The sequence below is a fragment of the Streptomyces sp. NPDC002476 genome, assembly GCF_042889785.1.
In the GTDB taxonomy this organism is placed as follows: domain Bacteria; phylum Actinomycetota; class Actinomycetes; order Streptomycetales; family Streptomycetaceae; genus Streptomyces.
The window spans coordinates 217950-238183 of record NZ_JBIARH010000003.1; the positions used below are offsets into that span (position 1 = coordinate 217950).

A 20234-nucleotide genomic window follows, 5' to 3' on the forward strand; every position below is an offset into this window, starting at 1 on the left:
GCGGAGCGAGGCCGATTGTGGTGCGTAACGTGACGAGTCGCGCAGTCGGCCCGCGCCGCTCCGCACCCTCACTGGCGTAGCGTCGTCGGTCCGCGGCACGCGCCGCGCCCTCGTCACCCGCACACCCACCCGCCCCACTCGTACATCCACCAGGACCGGCGATCCACGTGAACTCCTCCACCACCCGACACAGTCCGCACCGTGAGGCACGACAGCGGACCACGGGCGCGTTCCGACTGGTGCGCACCCCGCCGGGTCCCGTGGACCCCCCTCTTCTGGACGCGGCGCAGCGTGCGGTGGTTGACCACCCCGGAGGGCCGCTCCTCGTGCTCGCCGGCCCCGGTACCGGCAAGACGACCACGCTCGTCGAAGCGGTCGCGGCCCGGGTGGCGAGCGGCCGCGACCCCGCCCGCATCCTGGTCCTCACCTTCAGCCGCAAGGCCGCCGTGGAACTGCGCGACCGGATGGCCGTCCGGATGGGGGCCGCCCGCAGTCCGCAGGCCACCACGTTCCACTCCTTCTGCTACGCCCTGGTCCGCGCGCACCAGGACGCCGACCTCTTCGCCGAACCGACGCGGCTGCTCTCCGGCCCGGAGCAGGACGTCACCGTCCGCGAGCTGCTGGCCGGCCAGCTCGAGCTGGAGAAGGACGGTTTCCCGCACATCCGCTGGCCCGACGAGCTGCGGGCCTGCCTGACCACGCGCGGTTTCGCGGACGAGGTGCGGGCGGTGCTCGCCCGCAGCCGTGAACTGGGCCTCGGCCCGGACGCCCTGGCCGCCTTCGCCCGCCGCACCGGCCGGCCGGACTGGGGCGCGGCGGCCCGGTTCCTGGCCGAGTACCTGGACGTGCTGGACGCCCAGGGGGTGCTTGACTACGCGGAACTCGTCCACCGGGCCGTGCTGCTCGCGGAACGCCCCGAGGTGGCGGCGTGGCTGACGGAGCGGTACGACGCGGTGTTCGTCGACGAGTACCAGGACACGGACCCGTCACAGGTACGGCTGCTGCACGCGCTGGCCGGGAACCAGGGGGCCGGGAGCGGCCGGGGACCGGGGGCCGGGCACGGGGCCGCGGGAGGCGCGGGAGGCGGAGGCGGCCGGGGGGACGGGAGTGGCCGGGACCTGATCGCCTTCGGTGACCCCGACCAGTCGATCTACGCGTTCCGGGGGGCCGACGTGAACGGCATCCTCGACTTCCCGGAGATGTTCCGCCGGGCGGACGGCACCCCGGCCCCGGTCGCCGTCCTCACCACCTCGCGCCGTTCCGGCGGCCGGTTGCTGGAGGCCACCCGGTTGCTCACCCGCCGGATGCCGCTGCCCCGGCTGCCCGTGGAGCAGGTCCGCGCCCACCGGGATCTCTCCGCCGTCCACGAGGGCGGCGAGGTGGAGGCGTACACCTACCCGACCGCCTCCACCGAGCTGGACAACATCGCCGATCTGCTGCGCCGGGCGCATCTGGAGGACGGCGTTCCGTGGAGCGAGATGGCGGTGCTCGTACGGGCCGGGGGGCGCACGATCCCCTCGCTCCGCCGGGCCCTGACCTCGGCCGGGGTCCCCCTGGAGGTCGACGGGGACGATCTCCCCCTGCGCCATGAACCGGCGGTCGCGCCCCTCCTGACTGCCCTGCGCGCGGTCGCCACGGCGGCACTGCTCCGGGGTGCGCCGGGCACGGATGCCCGGGGTACGGATGACTGGGGCACGGATGCCTCGGGCGCGGCGCCGACGGCCTCGGTGACAGCGGCGGCATCCGGGACGCCAGAGGCGCCAGAAGCAGCAGAAGCAGCACAAACACCGGAGGAACCGCAGACACCGGAGCAACCGGCGACACCGGCGTCACCAGAGGCACCGGCGGTGTCCTGGCTGGACACCGAGACCGCACTGTCCCTCCTGACCTCCCCCCTCGGTTCCATGGACGCGGCCGACCTGCGCCGCCTCGGCCGGGCCCTGCGCGACGAGGAGCGGGCCGCCGGGAACCGCGTACCGTCTCCCTCCGGCGACCTGCTGGCCCGCGCCCTCGCCGAACCCGAACGGCTCGTCACGCACGACCCGGCGTACGCCCGCGGAGCCCAGCGCCTCGGCGCGCTCCTGCGCAAGGCGCGCGAGCTGCTCGAAGGCGGCGGTACGGCGGAGGAGGCGCTGTGGGAGCTGTGGGCGGGCACCCCGTGGCCGACGCGCCTGGAACGCGCCGCGCTGCGCGGGGGAGCGGGCGGGCGCAATGCCGACCGTGACCTCGACGCCGTCTGTGCGCTCTTCGAGACCGCCGCCCGCGCCGAGGAACGCACCGGCGGACGCGGCGCGCTCAACTTCCTGGAAGAGGTGGACGCCCAGGACATCGCCGCCGACACCCTTTCCCGGCGCGCTCTGCGCCCCGACGCCGTACGGCTGATGACCGCACACCGCTCCAAGGGCCTGCAGTGGCGCCTGGTCGTCGTCGCGAGCGTGCAGGAGGGGCTCTGGCCGGACCTGCGCCGCCGGGGCTCGCTGCTCGAAGCGGACCGGATCGGCCGCGACGGCCTGGCCGAGCCGCTCACCCCAGGCGCCCTGCTCGCCGAGGAACGCCGCCTCTTCTACGTCGCTGCGACCCGTGCCCGCGAACGCCTCGTCGTCACCGCGGTCAAGGCGCCCTCCGACGACGGCGACCAGCCGTCCCGCCTCCTCACGGAACTCGGTGTCGAACCGCGCGATGTCACCGGCCGCCCGCGCCGCCCCCTCTCCGTCGCCGCGCTCGTCGCCGAGCTCCGCGCCACCACCGTCGACCCGGACGCGTCCGAAGTCCTGCGCGAGGAAGCCGCCCGCCGCCTCGCCCGGCTCGCCGCGCTCCTCGACGACGAGGGCCGGCCCCTGGTGCCCGCGGCCCATCCGCACCGTTGGTGGGGCCTGAACGAGCCGACCCGTTCCGCCGTCCCGCTCCGCGACCGGGACCAGCCCGTGGCCCTCTCCGGAAGCGCCCTGGACCAGCTCGCCAACACCTGCGCGCTCCAGTGGTTCCTCGGCCGTGAGGTCAAGGCGGACGCCCCGGCGACTGCGGCCCAGGGCTTCGGCAACGTCCTGCACGTGCTCGCCGACGAGGTCGCCTCCGGGCGCACCCCCGCCGACCTGGCCGTCCTGATGGAACGGCTGGACTCGGTCTGGGACGGTCTCGCCTTCGACGCCCCCTGGAAGTCCCGGCAGGAGAAGGAACAGGCCCGGATCGCCCTCGAACGCTTCCTGCGCTGGCACGTCATGGACCGCGCCGGACGCATCCATGCCGCGAGCGAGCACGACTTCGACGTGACGCTGGAGGCGGGGGAGTACCGGGTACGCATCCGCGGTTCCATGGACCGGGTCGAGCGGGACGCCGAGGGCCGGGCGTACGTCGTCGACTTCAAGACCGGCAAGCAGTCGCCCACCAAGGACGAGGTCGCCCGTCACCCCCAGCTCGCCGTGTACCAGGTGGCCGTACGGGAAGGAGCGGTCGACGACGCCTTCGACGGCCGGCGCCCCGAACCGGGCGGCGCCGAACTCGTACAACTGCGTCAGCCCGCCCCGAAGAAGGAGGGTGGCGACACCCTGCCCAAGGTGCAGGCCCAGGAGCCGCTCTCCGGCGAATGGGTGTCCGAACTGCTGGCCACGGCGGCCGGCCGGGTCCTGGACGAACGGTTCACCCCCACGACGGGCGGGCACTGCGCGCACTGCGCCTTCCGCGCCGCGTGCAGCGCGCAGCCGGAGGGCCGCCACATCGTGGAATGACCGTCGCTGCTCGACGATGACCGGTCGGTGCTCGGAGGCAACCGACAGTGACCGACAGCGATCGGGCAGCGCTCTGTGACGACCGGACGGGGCTCGACCGTGGTCGGCACGGCTCGACCAGGGGCGCCGGGGTCCGCCGGGGTCCGACTGATTCCGACTGGTTTTGACTGGTTCCGACTGGTTCCGAAGGGGATCGAAGGGCTCGGCGCCGTACGTTGTCGGTGGGGCCGGTTAGCCTCGATCGGGTGTCCCCACGTATCACCGATCCCGAGCAGCTGAAGGAACTCCTCGGGATCCCGTTCACCCCGGAGCAGACGGCCTGCATCACCGCGCCGCCCGCCCCGCAGGTGATCGTCGCAGGAGCCGGGTCGGGGAAGACCACGGTGATGGCCGCGCGCGTGGTGTGGCTGGTGGGGACGGGACAGGTCGCTCCCGAGCAGGTCCTCGGGCTCACCTTCACCAACAAGGCGGCGGGCGAGCTCGCCGAACGCGTCCGCAAGGCCCTCGTGGCCGCCGGGGTCACCGACCCGGACGTCATCGATCCGGACGACCCGCCCGGCGAGCCGAGCATCTCCACGTACCACGCGTTCGCCGGCCGGCTCCTCACCGAGCACGGACTGCGCATCGGGCTGGAACCCACCACACGCCTCCTCGCCGACGCCACCCGCTATCAGCTCGCCGCCCGCGTACTGCGTGAGGCCCCCGGTCCGTATCCGGCCCTGACCAGGTCGTTCGCCACACTCGTCAGCGATCTGCTGGCCCTCGACGCCGAACTGGCCGAGCACCTCGTGCGGCCCGAGGAACTGGCGGAGCACGACACCGATCTGCTCCACACGCTCGAAACGGCCCGGCTCACCAACGCCGAGCTGCGCAAGATCCCCGAGACCGCGCGGGCCCGCCGCGAGCTGCTGGACCTGACCCGGCGCTACCGCGAGGCCAAGAGGAGCCGTGACCTCCTCGACTTCGGCGACCAGATCGCGCTCTCCGCCGAACTGGCACTGACCCGCCCCGAGGTCGGCACGATCCTGCGCGACGAGTTCCGGGTCGTGCTGCTCGACGAGTACCAGGACACCTCGGTCGCCCAACGGCTCCTGCTCTCCGCCCTCTTCGGCCGCGGACCGGACGCGGCGTCGGCGACCGCGGGGACGGGGACGGCGCGGACCGCGCGGACGGAAGCGGCGGGGGCCATGTGGGCGGACGCGGCAGGGAACGGCCACGGGCAGACGGTGAACGATCACGCGCGGACGGGGAACGGTCACGGACAGACAGGGAACGGCCGCGGGCAGACGGCGGATGCGACGCCGACCGGCCACGCAGTCACCGCCGTGGGCGACCCCTGCCAGGCGATCTACGGCTGGCGAGGCGCCTCCGTCGCCAACCTCGACGACTTCCCGCTCCACTTCCCGCACGCCGACGGCACCCCCGCCACCCGCTACTCCCTCAGCGAGAACCGCCGCAGCGGCGGCCGGCTCCTCCACCTCGCCAACGGCCTCGCCGCGCCCCTGCGCGCCATGCACGAGGGCGTCGAGGCCCTGCGCCCCGCCCCGGGCGCCGAGCGCGACGGCACCGTCCGCTGCGCCCTGCTCCGCACCCACGACGAGGAGATCGACTGGATCGCCGACTCCATCGCCCACCTCGTCAGGACCGACAAGCACCCCCGCGAGATCGCCGTCCTGTGCCGCACCGCGGGCGACTTCCCGGAGATCCACGCCGCGCTGGTGGCCCGTGACGTCCCGGTCGAGGTCGTCGGCCTCTCCGGGCTGCTCCACCTGCCCGAGGTCGCCGACCTCGTCGCGGTCTGCGAGGTCCTCCAGGACCCGGGGGCCAATGCCTCCCTGGTCCGGCTGCTCACCGGCCCCCGCTGGCGGATCGGCCCCCGGGACCTGGCCCTCCTCGGCCGCCGTGCCCGCCTCCTCGTGCACCGCGCGGGCCACGGCGACGAGGACGGTCCCGATCCCGACCGGCGCCTCGCCGAGGCCGTCGAAGGCACCGACCCGGCCGAAGTGATCTCGCTCGCCGACGCGCTGGACACCTTCCTCGAATCGGGCGGCGAGGCGGACGACGGGCTGCCGTTCTCCGCCGACGCCCGCGTCCGCTTCGCCCACCTGGCCGCCGAACTGCGCGACCTGCGCCGCTCCCTGGCCGACCCCCTCATGGACGTGCTGCACCGGGTCCTCGCCACCACCGGCCTGGAGGTCGAGCTCTCCGCGTCGCCGCACGCGCTGGCCGCCCGCCGCCGCGAGACGCTGGCCAACTTCCTCGACGTGGCCGCCCGCTTCGCCGCCGTCGAGGGCGAGGCCACACTCCTCGCCTTCCTGGGTTTCCTGCGCACCGCCGTCCAGTACGAGAAGGGCCTGGACAACGCCCTGCCCGGCGGCGAGAACACCGTCAAGGTCCTCACCGCGCACAAGTCCAAGGGCCTGGAGTGGGACGTCGTCGCGGTGCCCGGACTGGTCGCCGGGCAGTTCCCCAGCGGCCAGTCCCGCGACGCCTGGACGTCCCAGCCCCAGGTCCTGCCGCACGCCCTGCGGGGCGACACGGCCACGCTCCCCGCCCTCGGCTCCCCGGACGCCAAGGGGCTCAAGGGGTTCAAGGAGGCGATGAAGGAGCATCAGCACACCGAGGAGCTCCGCCTGGGCTACGTGACCTTCACCAGGCCCCGATCGCTGCTGCTGGGGTCCGGCCACTGGTGGGGGCCGACCCAGAAGAAGCCGCGCGGCCCGTCCGCCTTCCTGCACGCGCTGTACGAGCACTGCGCGGCCGGACACGGCGAGATCGAGGCATGGGCCGACGAACCGGCCGAGGGCGAGGAGAACCCCGCGCTGGAGGAGAAGCAGGCCGACCGGGCATGGCCGCTGCCCCTCGACGACACCGCGCTGATCCGCCGCAGGGCCGCCGCCGAAACGGTCCTGGCGCATCTGGACGCCCTGACCGCCACGGAGGCCGACCCGGACGCGTACGGGACGCGGACCGTCGCCCCGGATCCGTACGACGACCCGTACGAGAACGCCCCCTTCCCCTCCGACGAGCCGTATCCGGACGAGACGTCTCCGGAGGAGGCGTACCCCGACGAGGCGCATCCGGACGAGACCTGCCCCGAAGCGGCCGAGGACTGGTCCCAAGACTGGGACGCACTGTCGACGGAGCGCCCGCCCGCACCGGCCTGCGCACCCGCCTCCGCGCCGGGCACCGCCACCTCCGTCCCGGCGGCCCGTGCCCCCGAGCACGCCGAGGAGGCCCCCCGTCCTCCCGAACCACGCCGCACCCCCGGGACGCCCCCCCTCACCCCGGAGGAGGCCCGCGTGCTGGCCTCCTGGGACCGCGACCTCGATGCCCTCACCGGCGAACTGCGCCGCGCCCGCGCCACCGTGCGCGATGTCCTAGTACCCCCCGCGCTCTCCGCCACCCAGCTGCTGAAGCTCGCGGACGACCCCGACGGCTTCGCACGGGAGCTGGCCCGCCCCATGCCGAGGCCGCCACAGCCCGCGGCCCGCCGGGGCACCCGATTCCACGCCTGGGTGGAGTCCCGCTTCGAGGAGCTTCCGCTGCCCATGCTCGGCCCGGACGAGCTGCCCGGCGGCGACGAGAGCGAGGCCGAGATCGCCGACGAGCGGGATCTCGCCGCGCTCAAGGAGGCGTTCGAACGCACCCCGTACGCCCGCCGCACTCCCCACCGGGTGGAGACCCCGTTCCAGATCACCCTCGCGGGCCGGGTGATCAGGGGCCGGATCGACGCCGTCTACCGCACCGGGGAGGACACGTACGAGATCGTCGACTGGAAGACCACCCGCACCCGCACCGCCGACCCCCTCCAGCTCGCGATCTACCGCCTGGCCTGGGCCGAACTGCACGACCTGCCCCTCACCGCCGTCACGGCCACGTTCCTGTACGTGCGCAGCGGCGAGACCGTGCGGCCCGCCCGGCTCCCGGGCCGGGCGGAACTGGAGCGGATCCTGCTGGACGAGCCACCTCCCGACGGCCGATAGGCTCGACACCATGAGCGACACCCCGGACAGCGCCGTCCACACGTACACCGAGCAGCACCGCACAGCCTTCCTCGACGACCTCGCCTCCTGGCTGCGCATCCCGTCCGTGTCCGCCCAGCCGGAGCACGACGGGGACGTACGGCGCAGCGCCGAGTGGCTGTCCGCCAAGCTGAAGGAGACCGGCTTCCCGGTCGCCGAGATCTGGGACACCCCCGGCGCCCCCGCCGTCTTCGCCGAGTGGCCGTCCGGCGACCCGGACGCCCCGACCGTCCTCGTCTACGGGCATCACGACGTGCAGCCCGCGGCCCGCGAGGACGGCTGGGACACCGACCCGTTCGAGCCGGTGATCCGCGACGGCCGCATGTACGGGCGGGGCGCCGCCGACGACAAGGGGCAGGTGTTCTTCCACACCCTCGGTGTCCGGGCTCACCTCGCCGCCACCGGCCGTACCGCCCCCGCCGTCAATCTCAAGCTGCTGATCGAGGGCGAGGAGGAGTCCGGTTCGCCGCACTTCCGTGCCCTGGTCGAGGAACGGGCCGCCCGCCTCGCCGCCGACGCCGTGATCGTCTCCGACACCGGCATGTGGGACGAGAACACGCCCACGGTCTGTACGGGCATGCGCGGCCTCGCCGAGTGTGAGATCGAGCTGTACGGCCCCGAGCAGGACATCCACTCCGGTTCCTTCGGCGGCGCCGTCCCCAACCCCGCGACCGCCGTGGCCCGGCTCGTCGCCGCGCTGCACGACGCGGACGGCCGGATCGCGATACCCGGCTTCTACGACGGCGTGACGGAGCTCACCGAGGCCGAGCGCGCACTCTTCGCCGAACTCCCCTTCGACGAGGCGAGCTGGCTGCGCACCGCCAGGTCCCGGTCGGCGTCCGGAGAGGCCGGCTACTCCACGCTGGAACGCGTCTGGGCCCGCCCCACCGCCGAGGTCAACGGCATCGGCGGCGGCTACCAGGGCGCGGGCAGCAAGACGATCATCCCCTCCTCCGCCCTGGTGAAGATCAGCTTCCGGCTGGTCGCGGGCCAGGACCCCGACCACGTCCAGCAGGTGGTCCGCGCCTGGGCCGAGGCCCGGATCCCGGCCGGCATCCGGCACCGGATCACCTTCTCCCCGGCCACCCGCCCCTGTCTCACGCCGCTGGACCACCCCGCCCTGCGAGCGGTCTCCCGCGCGATGGGACGGGCCTTCGGCCGGAAGATCCTCTTCACCCGCGAAGGAGGCTCGGGGCCCGCCGCCGACCTGCAGGACGTCCTCGGCGCCCCCGTTCTCTTCCTCGGCATCTCAGTCCCCTCCGACGGCTGGCACGCACCCAACGAGAAGGTCGAACTGGACCTGCTGTTCAAGGGCGTGGAGACGACCGCCCACCTCTGGGGCGAGCTGGCCGAGGCACTCCGTTGAGCTTTTCGCCGAGCCCTCTGAACACCCGAACCGTCCCGGGGAGTAGGAAGCACCTGTGAGCACCTTCGACAACGCCGTCACGGCCCGGCCCATCGGTCTCACGGCGCCCAGCGGCATCGACCGCGCGGCGCACCACCGCCTCGACGAGGCATGGCTGGCCGCCGCGTGGAGCCACCCGACCACGCGCGTCTTCGTCGTGTCCGGCGGACAGGTGCTGATCGACGACACCGCCGACGGCGGTACGGAGATCGTCATGACACCGGCCTTCGAGGCCCCGCTCACCGAGACCCACCGCTACTTCCTGGGCACCGACGCGGACGGCGTCAGCTACTTCGCGCTCCAGAAGGACTCGTTGCCCGGCCGCATGGATCAGCCGGCCCGCCCGGCCGGACTGCGCGAGGCCGGGATGCTGCTCGGCGCCCGGGACGCCGGACTGATGGCGCACGCGGTGGCCCTGGAGAACTGGCAGCGTCTGCACCGCTTCTGCTCGCGCTGCGGGGAGCGCACGGTCATCGCGGCGGCCGGCCACATCCGGCGGTGCCCGGCCTGCGGCGCCGAGCACTACCCGCGCACCGACCCCGCGGTCATCATGCTGGTGACGGACGATCAGGACCGGGCGCTGCTCGGCCGTCAGGTGCACTGGCCCGAGGGCCGTTTCTCCACGCTCGCGGGGTTCGTCGAGCCGGGGGAGTCGATCGAGCAGTCCGTGGCCCGCGAGGTCTTCGAGGAGGCGGGCATCACGGTCGGCGAGGTCGAGTACGTCGCCAGCCAGCCCTGGCCGTTCCCGTCCAGCCTGATGCTCGGCTTCACGGCGCGGGCGACCTCCGCCGAGATCGACGTGGACGGCGAGGAGATCGAGGAAGCCCGCTGGTTCTCCCGCGAGGAACTGACCGCGGCCTTCGAATCGGGCGAGGTCCTGCCCCCGTACGGCATCTCGATCGCGTCCCGCCTGATCGAGATGTGGTACGGAAAGCCGCTTCCCAAGCCGGGCAGCGTCGGCTGAGCACGTCTGCCGGACGCGAGAACGCCCCTCACCGGTACCGGTGAGGGGCGTTGCCGCGTCGGCGGATCAGGCGGCGAGCGCCTGCTTCACCTGGGCCAGGGACGGGTTCGTCATGACAGCCTCGGCGCCCGTCGAGCCGACCACCAGGACGGTGGGCACGGTCTGGTTGCCCCCGTTGGCCTTCTCGACGAAGGCGGCGGACTCCGGGTCCTGCTCGATGTTGATCTCGTTGTACGCGATGCCCTCGCGGTCCATCTGGCTCTTGAGCCGACGGCAGTAGCCGCACCACGTGGTGCTGTACATCGTCACAGTGCCCGGCATCTCTTCCCGCTCCTCTGTCTCGTCCGACTGCGCGGTCCTGCTCGGTCCGCCCGGATGAGCAACGTACGCGAGCCGACCCCCATTCCCGCTGCCGCCCGGTCCGGAGACATCTCACACCGGGCCCGCGCAGGCGGCCTTGTACGGAGCCCGGCCCCGTACGGAGCCCCACGATCGAGCAGAGCTCCGCGAGCAACGCGGAGCGCGGCGATTAGTACGACGGACGGACCGCCCCTGTGGACAACCTCCGCACCGGTCACGTGCGACCTGGCAGCATGGCGGGGTGACAGCAGCAACGCATTCCTCCCTCTTCCCACAGGTCCCCGAGTCGGCCGACGCCGTGCTCGACGGGCTCGACCCCGAGCAGCGCGAGGTCGCCACGGCCCTGTACGGCCCGGTGTGTGTGCTGGCCGGGGCCGGTACGGGCAAGACGCGTGCGATCACTCATCGCATCGCCTACGGGGTGCGCGCGGGGATACTCCAGCCGGCGAGCGTGCTCGCTGTCACGTTCACCAACCGGGCCGCGGGCGAGATGCGCGGACGGCTGCGCCAGCTCGGCGCGGGCGGGGTGCAGGCGCGGACGTTCCACTCCGCCGCGCTGCGTCAGCTCCAGTACTTCTGGCCGAAGGCGGTCGGCGGCGACCTGCCGCGGCTGCTGGAGCGCAAGGTCCAGCTGGTCGCGGAGGCGGCGGCCCGTTGCCGCATCCGGCTCGACCGCAACGAGCTGCGTGACGTCACGAGCGAGATCGAGTGGTCCAAGGTCACCCAGACCGTGCCCGCCGACTATCCGGCCGTGGTCGCCCGGACCCATCGGGACGCCCCACGCGATCCGGCCGAGATCTCCCAGATCTACGCCATGTACGAGCAGCTGAAGCGCGATCACGCGGTGATCGACTTCGAGGACGTGCTGCTGCTGACCGTCGCCATCCTTCAGGACCGTCACGACATCGCCGAGCACGTCCGCCGCCAGTACCAGCACTTCGTGGTCGACGAGTACCAGGACGTCAGCCCCCTCCAGCAACGGCTGCTCGACCTCTGGCTCGGAGAGCGGGACAGTCTGTGCGTCGTCGGTGACGCGAGCCAGACGATCTACTCCTTCACCGGGGCCACCCCCGAACACCTGCTGAGCTTCCGCAGCCGCCACCCGCACGCGACCGTCGTCAAGCTGGTCCGGGACTACCGCTCCACCCCCCAGGTCGTCCATCTGGCCAACGGGCTGCTCGGCCAGGCCCGCGGCCGCGCCGCCGAGCACCGGCTGGAACTGATCTCGCAGCGCGACCCAGGCCCCGAGCCCGTCCGTACGGAGTACGCGGACGAGCCCGCGGAGGCGGAGGGCACCGCCCGCCGCGTCCGCGACCTGATCGCCGCGGGCGTCCCGGCCGGCGAGATCGCCGTGCTCTACCGGGTCAACTCCCAGTCCGAGGTCTACGAACAGGCCCTGGCCGACGCGGGCGTGCCCCACCAGCTGCGCGGCGCGGAGCGCTTCTTCGAACGGGCGGAGGTGCGGGAGGCGGGCACGGCCCTGCGAGGCGCCGCGCGCGCGGGAGGCAACGACCGTTTGCTGGACGACGCGGAGGACCTGCCGGCCCAGGTGCGCGCGGTGCTGTCCACCAAGGGGTGGACACCGAAGCCGCCCTCGGGTTCCGGGGCCGTGCGCGACCGATGGGAGTCCCTCGCCGCACTGGTCCGGCTTGCCGAGGACTTCGAACGGGCCAGGCCGGGGGCGACGCTCTCCGACCTGGTGGCGGAGCTCGACGAACGGGCCGCCGCCCAGCACGCCCCCACGGTCCAGGGAGTCACCCTCGCCTCGCTGCACTCGGCGAAGGGTCTGGAATGGGACGCCGTGTTCCTGGTCGGACTGACCGAGGGCATGCTGCCGATCGCCTACGCCAGGACCGACGAGCAGATCGAGGAGGAGCGGCGGCTCCTCTATGTCGGCATCACACGGGCCCGTGTCCACCTCTCGCTGTCGTGGTCGCTCGCCCGCTCGCCCGGCGGACGCGCGGGACGCCGCCCGAGCAGGTTCCTGACCGAGCTCCGCCCCGGGACGGCGGCCCGCGGTCCGCACATCGAGGCGGCAGGGGAGGGCGGCGCCGAACGGCGCCAGGGCCCGGTCGCCAGGCGCACCCGGCGCGGCCCGGCCCGGTGCCGGGTCTGCGGGAAGACCCTCACCGACGCGGGCGAGATGAAGCTGATGCGCTGTGACGACTGCCCGTCCGACATGGACGAGGCGTTGTACGAGCGACTGCGCGACTGGCGGTCCGTCAGGGCCGAGGAGATCGGCCAGCCCCCCTATTGCGTGTTCACCGACAAGACGTTGATGGCGATCGCCGAGGCGGTGCCGGGCAGCGCGGGCGAACTGGCGGTGATCTCCGGTGTCGGCACGCGGAAGCTGAACCGCTTCGGGACCGCGGTTCTTGCCATTTGCGCAGGTGGGACGGGGGAGGGGCGGACGCCGGGCGCCTCCGACGAGGCGTGAGGGAAACTCGTCGGAAAAATAGTTTGCGCCTGCCCCAGTCATCACCATAGGTTCTTAACCACAGGGACAGCGGCTTCTCTGAAGCCCTGGCTCTGTGCTGTACTTATTCGAATACGCAGGATCGGTCCGCCGGTCCGCCGGTCCCCCGAGACGCCGAGAGGAGGCGATTGAAGTGATCAGCATCATCAAGACCAACAAAATGACCGATCTCTCGGTCGTCTCCGCCTGCTCGCTCGGCCTCGTCTGCTCCCGCGATTTCTCGCTCCGTGGCACCGGTCTGTCCGCCGTCAGCCCGCTGTCCTCCGCGAGCTTCCCCGTGCGGGAGCGCAATGAGCGACCGGCTCAGGCACCGGCAGCAGCAGTAGTGAAGGGGCAGGCCCAGGCCTATGCCTTCGCCGCTGTCGGTGCGGGAGTGGAAGCCGGCGCCAAGAAGCAGACGACGCACCACCACACGATGTGGGCCTTCCGTGGGCCTGAACCCTGGAGTGATCCAGCCTGATTCAGCATCAGGCCGGCGCCTTCAGGGCCGCGGAACCCCACTCGGGATCCGCGGCCCTTTTGTTTGTCCGAACGGACGGACAGCTTGCCCGTCCATGCGGACGGACGGCGCGAAGGAGCCTCGGGACAAGCAGCACCCGGTACCAGCCGCCCTCCGGCCAACAGGCCGGAACGACCAGACGAGGACACCACCCACCGTGCAACTCGAAGCGCACGCCCCGTCCGTACCGCTTTCCGACCCGATCCCGCCGCCCGGCCTCACGGAGGACTCCACCTTGACCCCCCTCACCGCGCTCACCTCGCTCGATGACGCCATCGAGAACCTCGACGTACCCGTCCCCTGCCGCTCCTACGACCCGGAGGTCTTCTTCGCCGAGTCGCCGGCCGATGTCGAGTATGCCAAGTCCCTCTGCCGCACCTGCCCGCTCGTCGAGGCGTGCCTCGCAGGCGCCAAGGAGCGGCGCGAGCCGTGGGGTGTCTGGGGCGGTGAGCTCTTCGTCCAGGGCGTCGTCGTCGCCCGCAAGCGGCCTCGGGGCCGTCCGCGCAAGAACCCGGTCGCGGCGTGACCGCCGGACTGGGGGTCATGGCCCCCAAACCCACGAAGCGCACCGGAACCATCGACCGTCCCCACACCCACGATCCCCGAAATCAGGCACCAATGTCCGTCCCCACACATGAGCCCGTCGGCTCCGCAACACCGAACGTCACGATCAACGGTGCGAACGATTCGCGCCAGAACAGGACTCGCGCGATGCAACTCATCCCAGAAGCCCTGGCGCGTGCCCATATGCACGAGCGCATGAGGGAGGCCAACACGCAACGCCGGGCCGTGCGCCTGGTCAACGCGCGTCGGATGCAGCGCAGGGCCGAGCGCGTATCGATGCGCGCCCGCCGAGCGCTGGCCATGGCGGTCATGCATTAGCACCCGTCTCGGCACCAGCGCGGGAGGGCACTGATCCGGACCGCTCACCGGAACCGCTCCCCGCCGGGCGACCGCTCCGCCCGGCAGTGACGGACCCGTTCCCGTACCCGGTTCTTCAGCACCCCTTCTTCAGTACCCCTTCCGTGGGGCCGGTCCGTTCGGACCGGCCCCACGGTCGTTCGGCGCGCGGAGCTCGGCCCGCCGCCGTGGCGCGCCGCGCCACGGTGACCATCGGGTTATCGTCACGAGGTGGACGAGGAGACCCATCCCCGGAACGAGCGGTCCGACGGGCAGGACGCCGCGGTGGTCGTCTGCGCCCTGTGCGGCGCGTCCGCGAACAGCGAGACCCCACCCCCGACCTGGACCTGCTCCATGGAGAGCGGCAGCCGCCGGTACGTCTGCGACACGTGCGCCCGCACGCACATCAGGGCGATCGAGAGCCGTCTCGACTCCGCCTGGTGGTGACGTCCGGGACGCGCGCGTGCCAGGCCTCGGGTCCTGTCGTCTCAGCCCGGCCGCCCGGGCGGCCCTCCCGGTCCTCGGTTGCGCCGGCCGGGCCGACGGTTACCGGCTACGCCCCGGCGACCGCATCGTCGGCGGGTTCCTCCTCGACCATGGGCTCCTCCTGCTCGTACTCCCGCAGGAATCCCGGCAACCAGGATTCGAGCTCGTCACGCAGCCGTACCGTCGCGCTCAGCTGGCACAGCACCCCGATCGTGCTCAGTGTCACCCGATGTATCAGCAGATAGGCGGGCGGCAGATTCAACTGCTTGCCCAGCTGATAGGCGGGGGAGCGCGGATCGCCGATCCGTGCCGCCTGGTTGCGCATCCAGCTCCGGGTGAAGGTGAACTCCTCCACCTGCGCCGGCTCGATGATCGGGAGAAGGTAGTCCAGCACCACGTCCGGGTCGAGATCGACCGATTCCTTGACGAACCCCTCCTCGCACAGCAGCTCGTACACCGCCCGCGCGTCACCCGCCAGTGCCAGCCGGAGCGAGTCCCCGATCGGCTGCGGGAGACCGCCCGGCAGCCGGTCCACCGTGCCGAAGTCCAGTACTCCGAGCCGCCACTGCCCGGTCCCGGCGTTCTCGCCGGACTCGTCCGCCCCGTCCGTCCCCTCCTCCGGAGGAAGCAGCCGGAAGTTGCCCGGATGCGGGTCGGCATGCAGCAGCCCGGTACGGGCGGATCCCGAGAAGAGGAATCGAGCCAGCAACTGACCGGCCCGGTCACGTTGCTCGGGCGTACCCTTCGCGATCACGTCGGCCAGCGGAACGCCGTCCATCCACTCCGTCACCAGTACCTGGTCGGACTGGTGCACCACACCGGGGATCACCACGTCCGGATCGGCCGCGAACTCCTCGGCGTGGGCCTGCTGCGACCGTGCTTCCTGCTCGTAGTCCAGCTCCTCCGAGACCCGGTCGCGCAACTCCGTGATGAGCGGTTTGATGTCCATGCCGGGGACCAACGGACCGAGCAGCCGGGCGAGTCTGCTGAGTTGTGTCAGGTCCGAGAGCAATGCCGCTCCCGCGCCCGGGTACTGCACCTTCACCGCGACGTCCCGCCCGTCGTGCCACACCGCCCGGTGCACCTGGCCGATCGACGCGGCGGCCGACGGCTTGTCCTCGAACTCCAGGAACAGCTCCCGCCAGTCCCCGCCGAGCCGGGCGGCCAGCACCTCGTGCACCGTGCCGCTGGGCATGGGAGGAGCGGCGTCCTGGAGCTTGGTGAGCGCCGCGCGGTACGGGCCGGCCACCTCCTCGGGCAGCGCCGACTCGAAGACGGACAGCGCCTGGCCCAGCTTCATCGCGCCGCCCTTCAACTCGCCCAACACCTTGAAGAGCTGATCGGCCGTCCGCTGCTGCACCTCCCGGGCCACCAGCTCCGCGGACTTCCCGCCGATCCGCTTGCCCAGGCCCCAGGTGGCGCGGCCCGCGAAGCCCAGCGGCAAGGCCGCCAGCTTGGCGGTACGCGTGACTGCTTTTCGGGGAAGATCAGACATGAGCCCCTCCATATCCGAGACTGCCGTACCGCGTGTGGCGGTTACCCGGCCATTGTGTCGTGCGCCGTGTCGACCCCGGAGGTGCGCTCCCTGACAGTGTGCCCAGCCGCTCCGCAGCAACAGTCGAGATGCGCCATGATCCGCTCCGACCGCCAGTCCAACAGCGGCAGCGCGGCCTCCCAGCGGGTCCCCGTGCTCGCGGGCAGATCCCCGTCCAGAAAACACAGCGCGTGCGCGGCGGCGAGACCGGCCACCGCCGTCGCGAGTCCCAGGTCGCACGCCTGCACGGCGGTCCGCCGCCCGGAACGCCACTGGGACAGCATCCGGGGCCACTCCTCGTCCGCCTCCGCGCGGGCCAGCGCCAGACACCCGGCGCACGCCGTTCCCCCGGGCAGGACCAGGGGGCCGACCATTCCTGTCGCCTCCACCACTCCGGCGTAGAGGTGGGGAGTGCCGGAGGTGATCCACTGTTCCGCGGACCGCGGGTCCGGGACGTACACGCCGAAGCCGTCACGGGGAGCCACCACGATCAGCGAGAGCCCCGGCTCCCCGCTCTCCGAGGCACCCGCGGTCTCCGCCGTCCGAGGAGCCGAGCCGCCCGCGGATCTGCGCACCAACTGCCGGGCGGCGGTGTCCCTGCGCTCCCCGACCGCCGCCGGTGGCAGTCCGCCCGGCGAGACGTCCCAGGGCTCGGTGTGTCCGCCGTCCAGAACCTCCACCCGGCCCACCCCGGCCCCGGACAGCACCGCCGCGATCGCGGCGCCCACCCGGCCCGCACCCCGGACCTGCACCCGCATCGCCCGACGGGCCGCCAGTCGGCGCATCCCACCGCCCGGCTCCGGATGGACGACCGACAGCGACGCCAGATCGGGACGGTGCCGCTCCAGGGCGCCGGGCCGGTTCCTCAACACGTCGCTCGCGGGACCGACGGACCGCACGTCCTCGATCAGGCCCGCATCGGTCAGCCGCTGGATCAGGGTGTCGGCCTGATGGTCGGACAGGTCCAGTGCCCGTGCTTCCTCGCGCAGCAGTGGCAGGCCGCGCGTACCGTCGAGCAGTTCCAGAAAACTGCTCGTCGCGATATCCATCGGCCCGAGCGTCACCGCATGAGCGGGTGTCACCCCGAATTGGACCGTCCCTCGGCCGCGCCACGCGCGGCGCAGTGCGGGCTTCAACATCGGATACACGGCTTTCCCCCGGTCTGAGTTCGGCGAGTTCTATGTTCCTCGTTCTGATATCCGTGCGCCCGCCGACGTAGATCGCCACGCGTGATCCACTCATGACTCACGCGCCGGACCTGTGCGGGACGCGTTGTCAGAATGCGGGGCGGCGCCGAATCGTGCGGAAAGTTGTCCACAGGTGCGGTGTATTTGTCGTTCAAATGGTGCACGTTGCGGAGTGGATCTTGTGTGAACCGTCCACAGGCGGGACTTCCTCCGCCGTGACCGGGTAACGTCATGGCGTGCCCGCCGACCCGCCGCCCGGAATCGCCGGAGATCCCCCTGCGCGCAGCGCCCGACCGCGTCGGCACGGCGCGGTGGACCGTCCGCCCCGCGCCTCGGCCACGAGCGCGGTCGAGGTCCGCAGGAGCAATCGCCGCAGCAGGACGGTTTCCGCGTACCGCGAGGGGGACCGCACCATCGTGCTCATCCCGGCCCGGATGTCGAAGGCCGAGGAGCAGCGCTGGGTGAACGTGATGCTCGACAAGCTCGCCGCCCAGGAGAGCAGGAGCATGCTCGGCGACGGTGAACTCGCCGAGCGTGCCCAGCGGTTGTCCGCCCAGTACTTCGACGGCCGGGCCAGACCCGTGTCGGTGCGGTGGGTGACCAATCAGAACACCCGATGGGGATCCTGCACCCCGGCGGAGGGCAGCATCCGGCTCTCGCACCGCTTGCAGGGCATGCCCGAGTACGTCGTCGACTACGTACTGGTGCACGAGCTGGCCCATCTCCTGGTGCCCGGTCACGGCCCCCGGTTCTGGCGGCTGCTGGAGGCGTATCCCCGTACCGAACGGGCCCGCGGCTACCTGGAGGGCGTGGTGGCGGCGGACCGGCTGCCGCATCTGCCCGCCGCAAGGGGCGAGTGACGTCCGGCGATTCTGTACCGGATGTGTACCGGCTTGGCCCGATGTCCGGGATTGCGGTTAGCCTGGCGCGACGTATTCACCTTCGGGATGGGGGACGGTCGTTACGCATGGCCAGGGAATTCCAGCGCGGCCACAAGGCCAGGATCGGCGACCTCACCCCGGGGACGGACCTGTACGTAGGTGTGCAGATCGGTGGCCCGGGGCTGACCGTCGACATCAGCTGCTTCGGTCTCGACGCCGACGAGCGGCTCTCGGACGACCGGTATTTCATCTTCTTCAATCAGCCTAAATCGCCCGAAGAGTCCATTCAGCTCCTCGGTTCCCAGGCCGGTGACACCGAGTCGTTCCGCGTCACCCTGGAGCGTATTCCGGCACACATCCGGAAGCTTTCATTCACCGCGACGATCGACGGCGCCGGCCAGATGTCCCGGATCGGCCCCGGGTACATCCGGATCGTCGCCGGTGGCGAGGAAGTAGCCCGGTACGCCTTCGACGGTTCGGAGTTCACCACCGAACGTGCCGTGATGCTGGGCGATTTCTACCTGAAGGACGTCTGGCGGTTCGCCGCTGTCGGCCAGGGCTTCGACGGCGGTCTCGAAGCGCTCCTGAAGAACTTCGGCGGCGAGGTCGCAGAGGAGGAACCAGCCGCCCCCCAGCCGCAGGGGTCCCCGCCGCCGTTCGCCCCGCCCGCACCCGCGCCGGCCCCGTCGTTCGGAGTTCCCGCCGCGCCCCAGGTGCCGCAAGCGCCCCAGGTGCCGCAGGTACCTCAGGCCCCACAGGTACCTCAGGTGCCCCAGGTTCCGGCACCCGATCCCTCTTTCGGTGCCCCGGTCGCGCCCCAGGCTCCGCAGCCCGCCCCGTCGTTCGGTGCCCCGGCCGCTCCCACCCCGCAGCAGATCCACAGCGCGCCGACGATGGTGGCGCCGATGGTGCCCACGACGCCGCCCGGCGGAACCGTTCCCCCGCCCGCTCCCGCTCCGGCTCCTTATGGGCAGCCGCCGCAGCCGCCGCAGTTCGGCCAGGCTCCCGGTCAGCCCGCGCCCGTCGCGGCTCCCCCCGGCCGGCCGTACCCGGCGCCGTACGGCCAGCAGCCCCCGGGCACGGGCATGGCCACGGGAGTGCCGCACGGTGTACCGCAGTCCGGCGGCGGACTCCAGGCGGCCGTCAACCTCTACAAGGAGGTGGCGACCGGCCGACGATGGACGGCACAGAACCACCAGCTGGTCCGGGTGGACCTCGGTCAGGACAGCGCCCCCGTCCTGGCCCGCCAGGGCAGCATGGTCATGTACCAGGGCAAGGTCGACTTCAGCTACAAGGGCGCGGGCTTCGTGGGCCGGATCGTGGGGAACGCCACGGGCCAGGAGATGCAGCTGATGCGCTGCACCGGCCGAGGCCAGGTGTTCCTCGCGGAGAACAGCGCCCATCTGCACCCCATCGAGCTGCAGGGCGACAGCATCTGCGTCTCGGCCGAACGCGTGCTCGCCTTCGACGAGTCCCTCCAGTACGAGGTGCGGCGCATCGAGGGGCACGGGATCCCGGGCGGGGCGCTGTTCACGATGGTCTTCCAAGGGACCGGCACCGTCGTGGTCATGACGCACGGCACCCCGGTGGTCCTGCCCGTCACGCCGACGACGTTCGCCGACAGCGACGCGATCGTGGCCTGGTCCGCGGCGTCCCAGGTGATCGTCTCCAGTCAGGTGCGGCTGCGCTACAACGCCTACCCGGGACACAGCGGGGAGTCGGTGAACCTTCAGTTCCGGGGCGCACCGGGCAACTTCATCGTCGTCCAGCCGTACGAGGTCTGAGGAAGCCG

14 protein-coding genes are annotated in these 20234 nt (G+C 72.1%); 11 read left to right on the plus strand and 3 right to left on the minus strand.

Annotation, left to right across the window (positions count from 1 at the left end):
• Positions 1-167 precede the first annotated feature (167 nt).
• The 4 genes from ACFYXM_RS04830 to nudC all read left to right on the plus strand — a co-directional run bounded on the left by ACFYXM_RS04830 (position 168) and on the right by nudC (position 10119).
• On the plus strand, positions 168-3725 hold the full coding sequence (locus tag ACFYXM_RS04830) for an ATP-dependent helicase (protein ID WP_389286883.1): 3558 nt from the start codon (positions 168-170) through the stop codon (positions 3723-3725).
• A gap of 245 nt (positions 3726-3970) precedes the next feature.
• Entirely contained in the window at positions 3971-7711 is a 3741-nt protein-coding gene (locus tag ACFYXM_RS04835) for an ATP-dependent helicase (RefSeq protein ID WP_389286885.1), read from the plus strand.
• Positions 7712-7721: 10 nt separating this feature from the next.
• On the plus strand, positions 7722-9116 hold the full coding sequence (locus tag ACFYXM_RS04840; protein WP_389286887.1) for a dipeptidase: 1395 nt from the start codon (positions 7722-7724) through the stop codon (positions 9114-9116).
• A 55-nt stretch (positions 9117-9171) separates the two neighbouring features.
• Positions 9172-10119, plus strand: a complete 948-nt coding sequence (gene nudC / locus ACFYXM_RS04845) for an NAD(+) diphosphatase (RefSeq protein ID WP_389286889.1) — start codon at positions 9172-9174, stop codon at positions 10117-10119.
• Between the two features lie 66 nt (positions 10120-10185).
• Here the strand turns inward: nudC and ACFYXM_RS04850 are convergent, their stop codons facing one another.
• Positions 10186-10440, minus strand: a complete 255-nt coding sequence (locus tag ACFYXM_RS04850; RefSeq protein WP_148839091.1) for a mycoredoxin — start codon at positions 10438-10440, stop codon at positions 10186-10188.
• 280 nt (positions 10441-10720) lie between these two features.
• Here ACFYXM_RS04850 and ACFYXM_RS04855 point away from each other — a divergent pair, with 280 nt between their 5' ends.
• The 5 genes from ACFYXM_RS04855 to ACFYXM_RS04875 all read left to right on the plus strand — a co-directional run bounded on the left by ACFYXM_RS04855 (position 10721) and on the right by ACFYXM_RS04875 (position 14801).
• Positions 10721-12916, plus strand: coding sequence for an ATP-dependent DNA helicase UvrD2 (locus ACFYXM_RS04855; RefSeq protein ID WP_389286891.1), 2196 nt, complete (start codon positions 10721-10723; stop codon positions 12914-12916).
• Positions 12917-13088: 172 nt separating this feature from the next.
• Entirely contained in the window at positions 13089-13415 is a 327-nt protein-coding gene (locus ACFYXM_RS04860) for a hypothetical protein (protein ID WP_073781834.1), read from the plus strand.
• A 196-nt stretch (positions 13416-13611) separates the two neighbouring features.
• A complete protein-coding gene (locus tag ACFYXM_RS04865) occupies positions 13612-13980 on the plus strand; it encodes a WhiB family transcriptional regulator (RefSeq protein WP_389286894.1) in 369 nt (122 codons plus the stop codon).
• A gap of 17 nt (positions 13981-13997) precedes the next feature.
• Positions 13998-14336, plus strand: a complete 339-nt coding sequence (locus ACFYXM_RS04870; protein WP_389287173.1) for a hypothetical protein — start codon at positions 13998-14000, stop codon at positions 14334-14336.
• 249 nt (positions 14337-14585) lie between these two features.
• Entirely contained in the window at positions 14586-14801 is a 216-nt protein-coding gene (locus ACFYXM_RS04875) for a hypothetical protein (protein ID WP_389286896.1), read from the plus strand.
• 106 nt (positions 14802-14907) lie between these two features.
• Here ACFYXM_RS04875 and ACFYXM_RS04880 read toward each other — a convergent pair whose 3' ends face one another.
• Together ACFYXM_RS04880 and ACFYXM_RS04885 are read right to left on the minus strand one after the other, a co-directional pair.
• Positions 14908-16335 (minus strand): ABC1 kinase family protein, encoded by a 1428-nt coding sequence (locus tag ACFYXM_RS04880; RefSeq protein ID WP_389286897.1) that lies wholly within the window; start codon positions 16333-16335, stop codon positions 14908-14910.
• Between the two features lie 41 nt (positions 16336-16376).
• Positions 16377-17522, minus strand: a complete 1146-nt coding sequence (locus ACFYXM_RS04885; protein WP_389286899.1) for a ThiF family adenylyltransferase — start codon at positions 17520-17522, stop codon at positions 16377-16379.
• 275 nt (positions 17523-17797) lie between these two features.
• On the opposite strand from ACFYXM_RS04885, the gene ACFYXM_RS04890 reads away from it, so the two are divergent.
• A complete protein-coding gene (locus ACFYXM_RS04890; protein WP_389286901.1) occupies positions 17798-18421 on the plus strand; it encodes a M48 family metallopeptidase in 624 nt (207 codons plus the stop codon).
• 107 nt (positions 18422-18528) lie between these two features.
• Positions 18529-20226, plus strand: coding sequence for a TerD family protein (locus ACFYXM_RS04895; RefSeq protein ID WP_389286903.1), 1698 nt, complete (start codon positions 18529-18531; stop codon positions 20224-20226).
• Positions 20227-20234 lie beyond the last annotated feature (8 nt).

Excerpts from the sequence above, each read along its gene's own strand:
- ACFYXM_RS04870 (WP_389287173.1), top strand. The coding sequence starts at position 13,998 with ATGGCCCCCAAACCCACGAAGCGCACCGGAACCATCGACCGTCCCCAC.
- ACFYXM_RS04880 (WP_389286897.1), bottom strand. The coding sequence starts at position 16,335 with ATGTCTGATCTTCCCCGAAAAGCAGTCACGCGTACCGCCAAGCTGGCG.
- ACFYXM_RS04840 (WP_389286887.1), top strand. The coding sequence starts at position 7,722 with ATGAGCGACACCCCGGACAGCGCCGTCCACACGTACACCGAGCAGCAC.
- ACFYXM_RS04895 (WP_389286903.1), top strand. The coding sequence starts at position 18,529 with ATGGCCAGGGAATTCCAGCGCGGCCACAAGGCCAGGATCGGCGACCTC.
- ACFYXM_RS04850 (WP_148839091.1), bottom strand. The coding sequence starts at position 10,440 with ATGCCGGGCACTGTGACGATGTACAGCACCACGTGGTGCGGCTACTGC.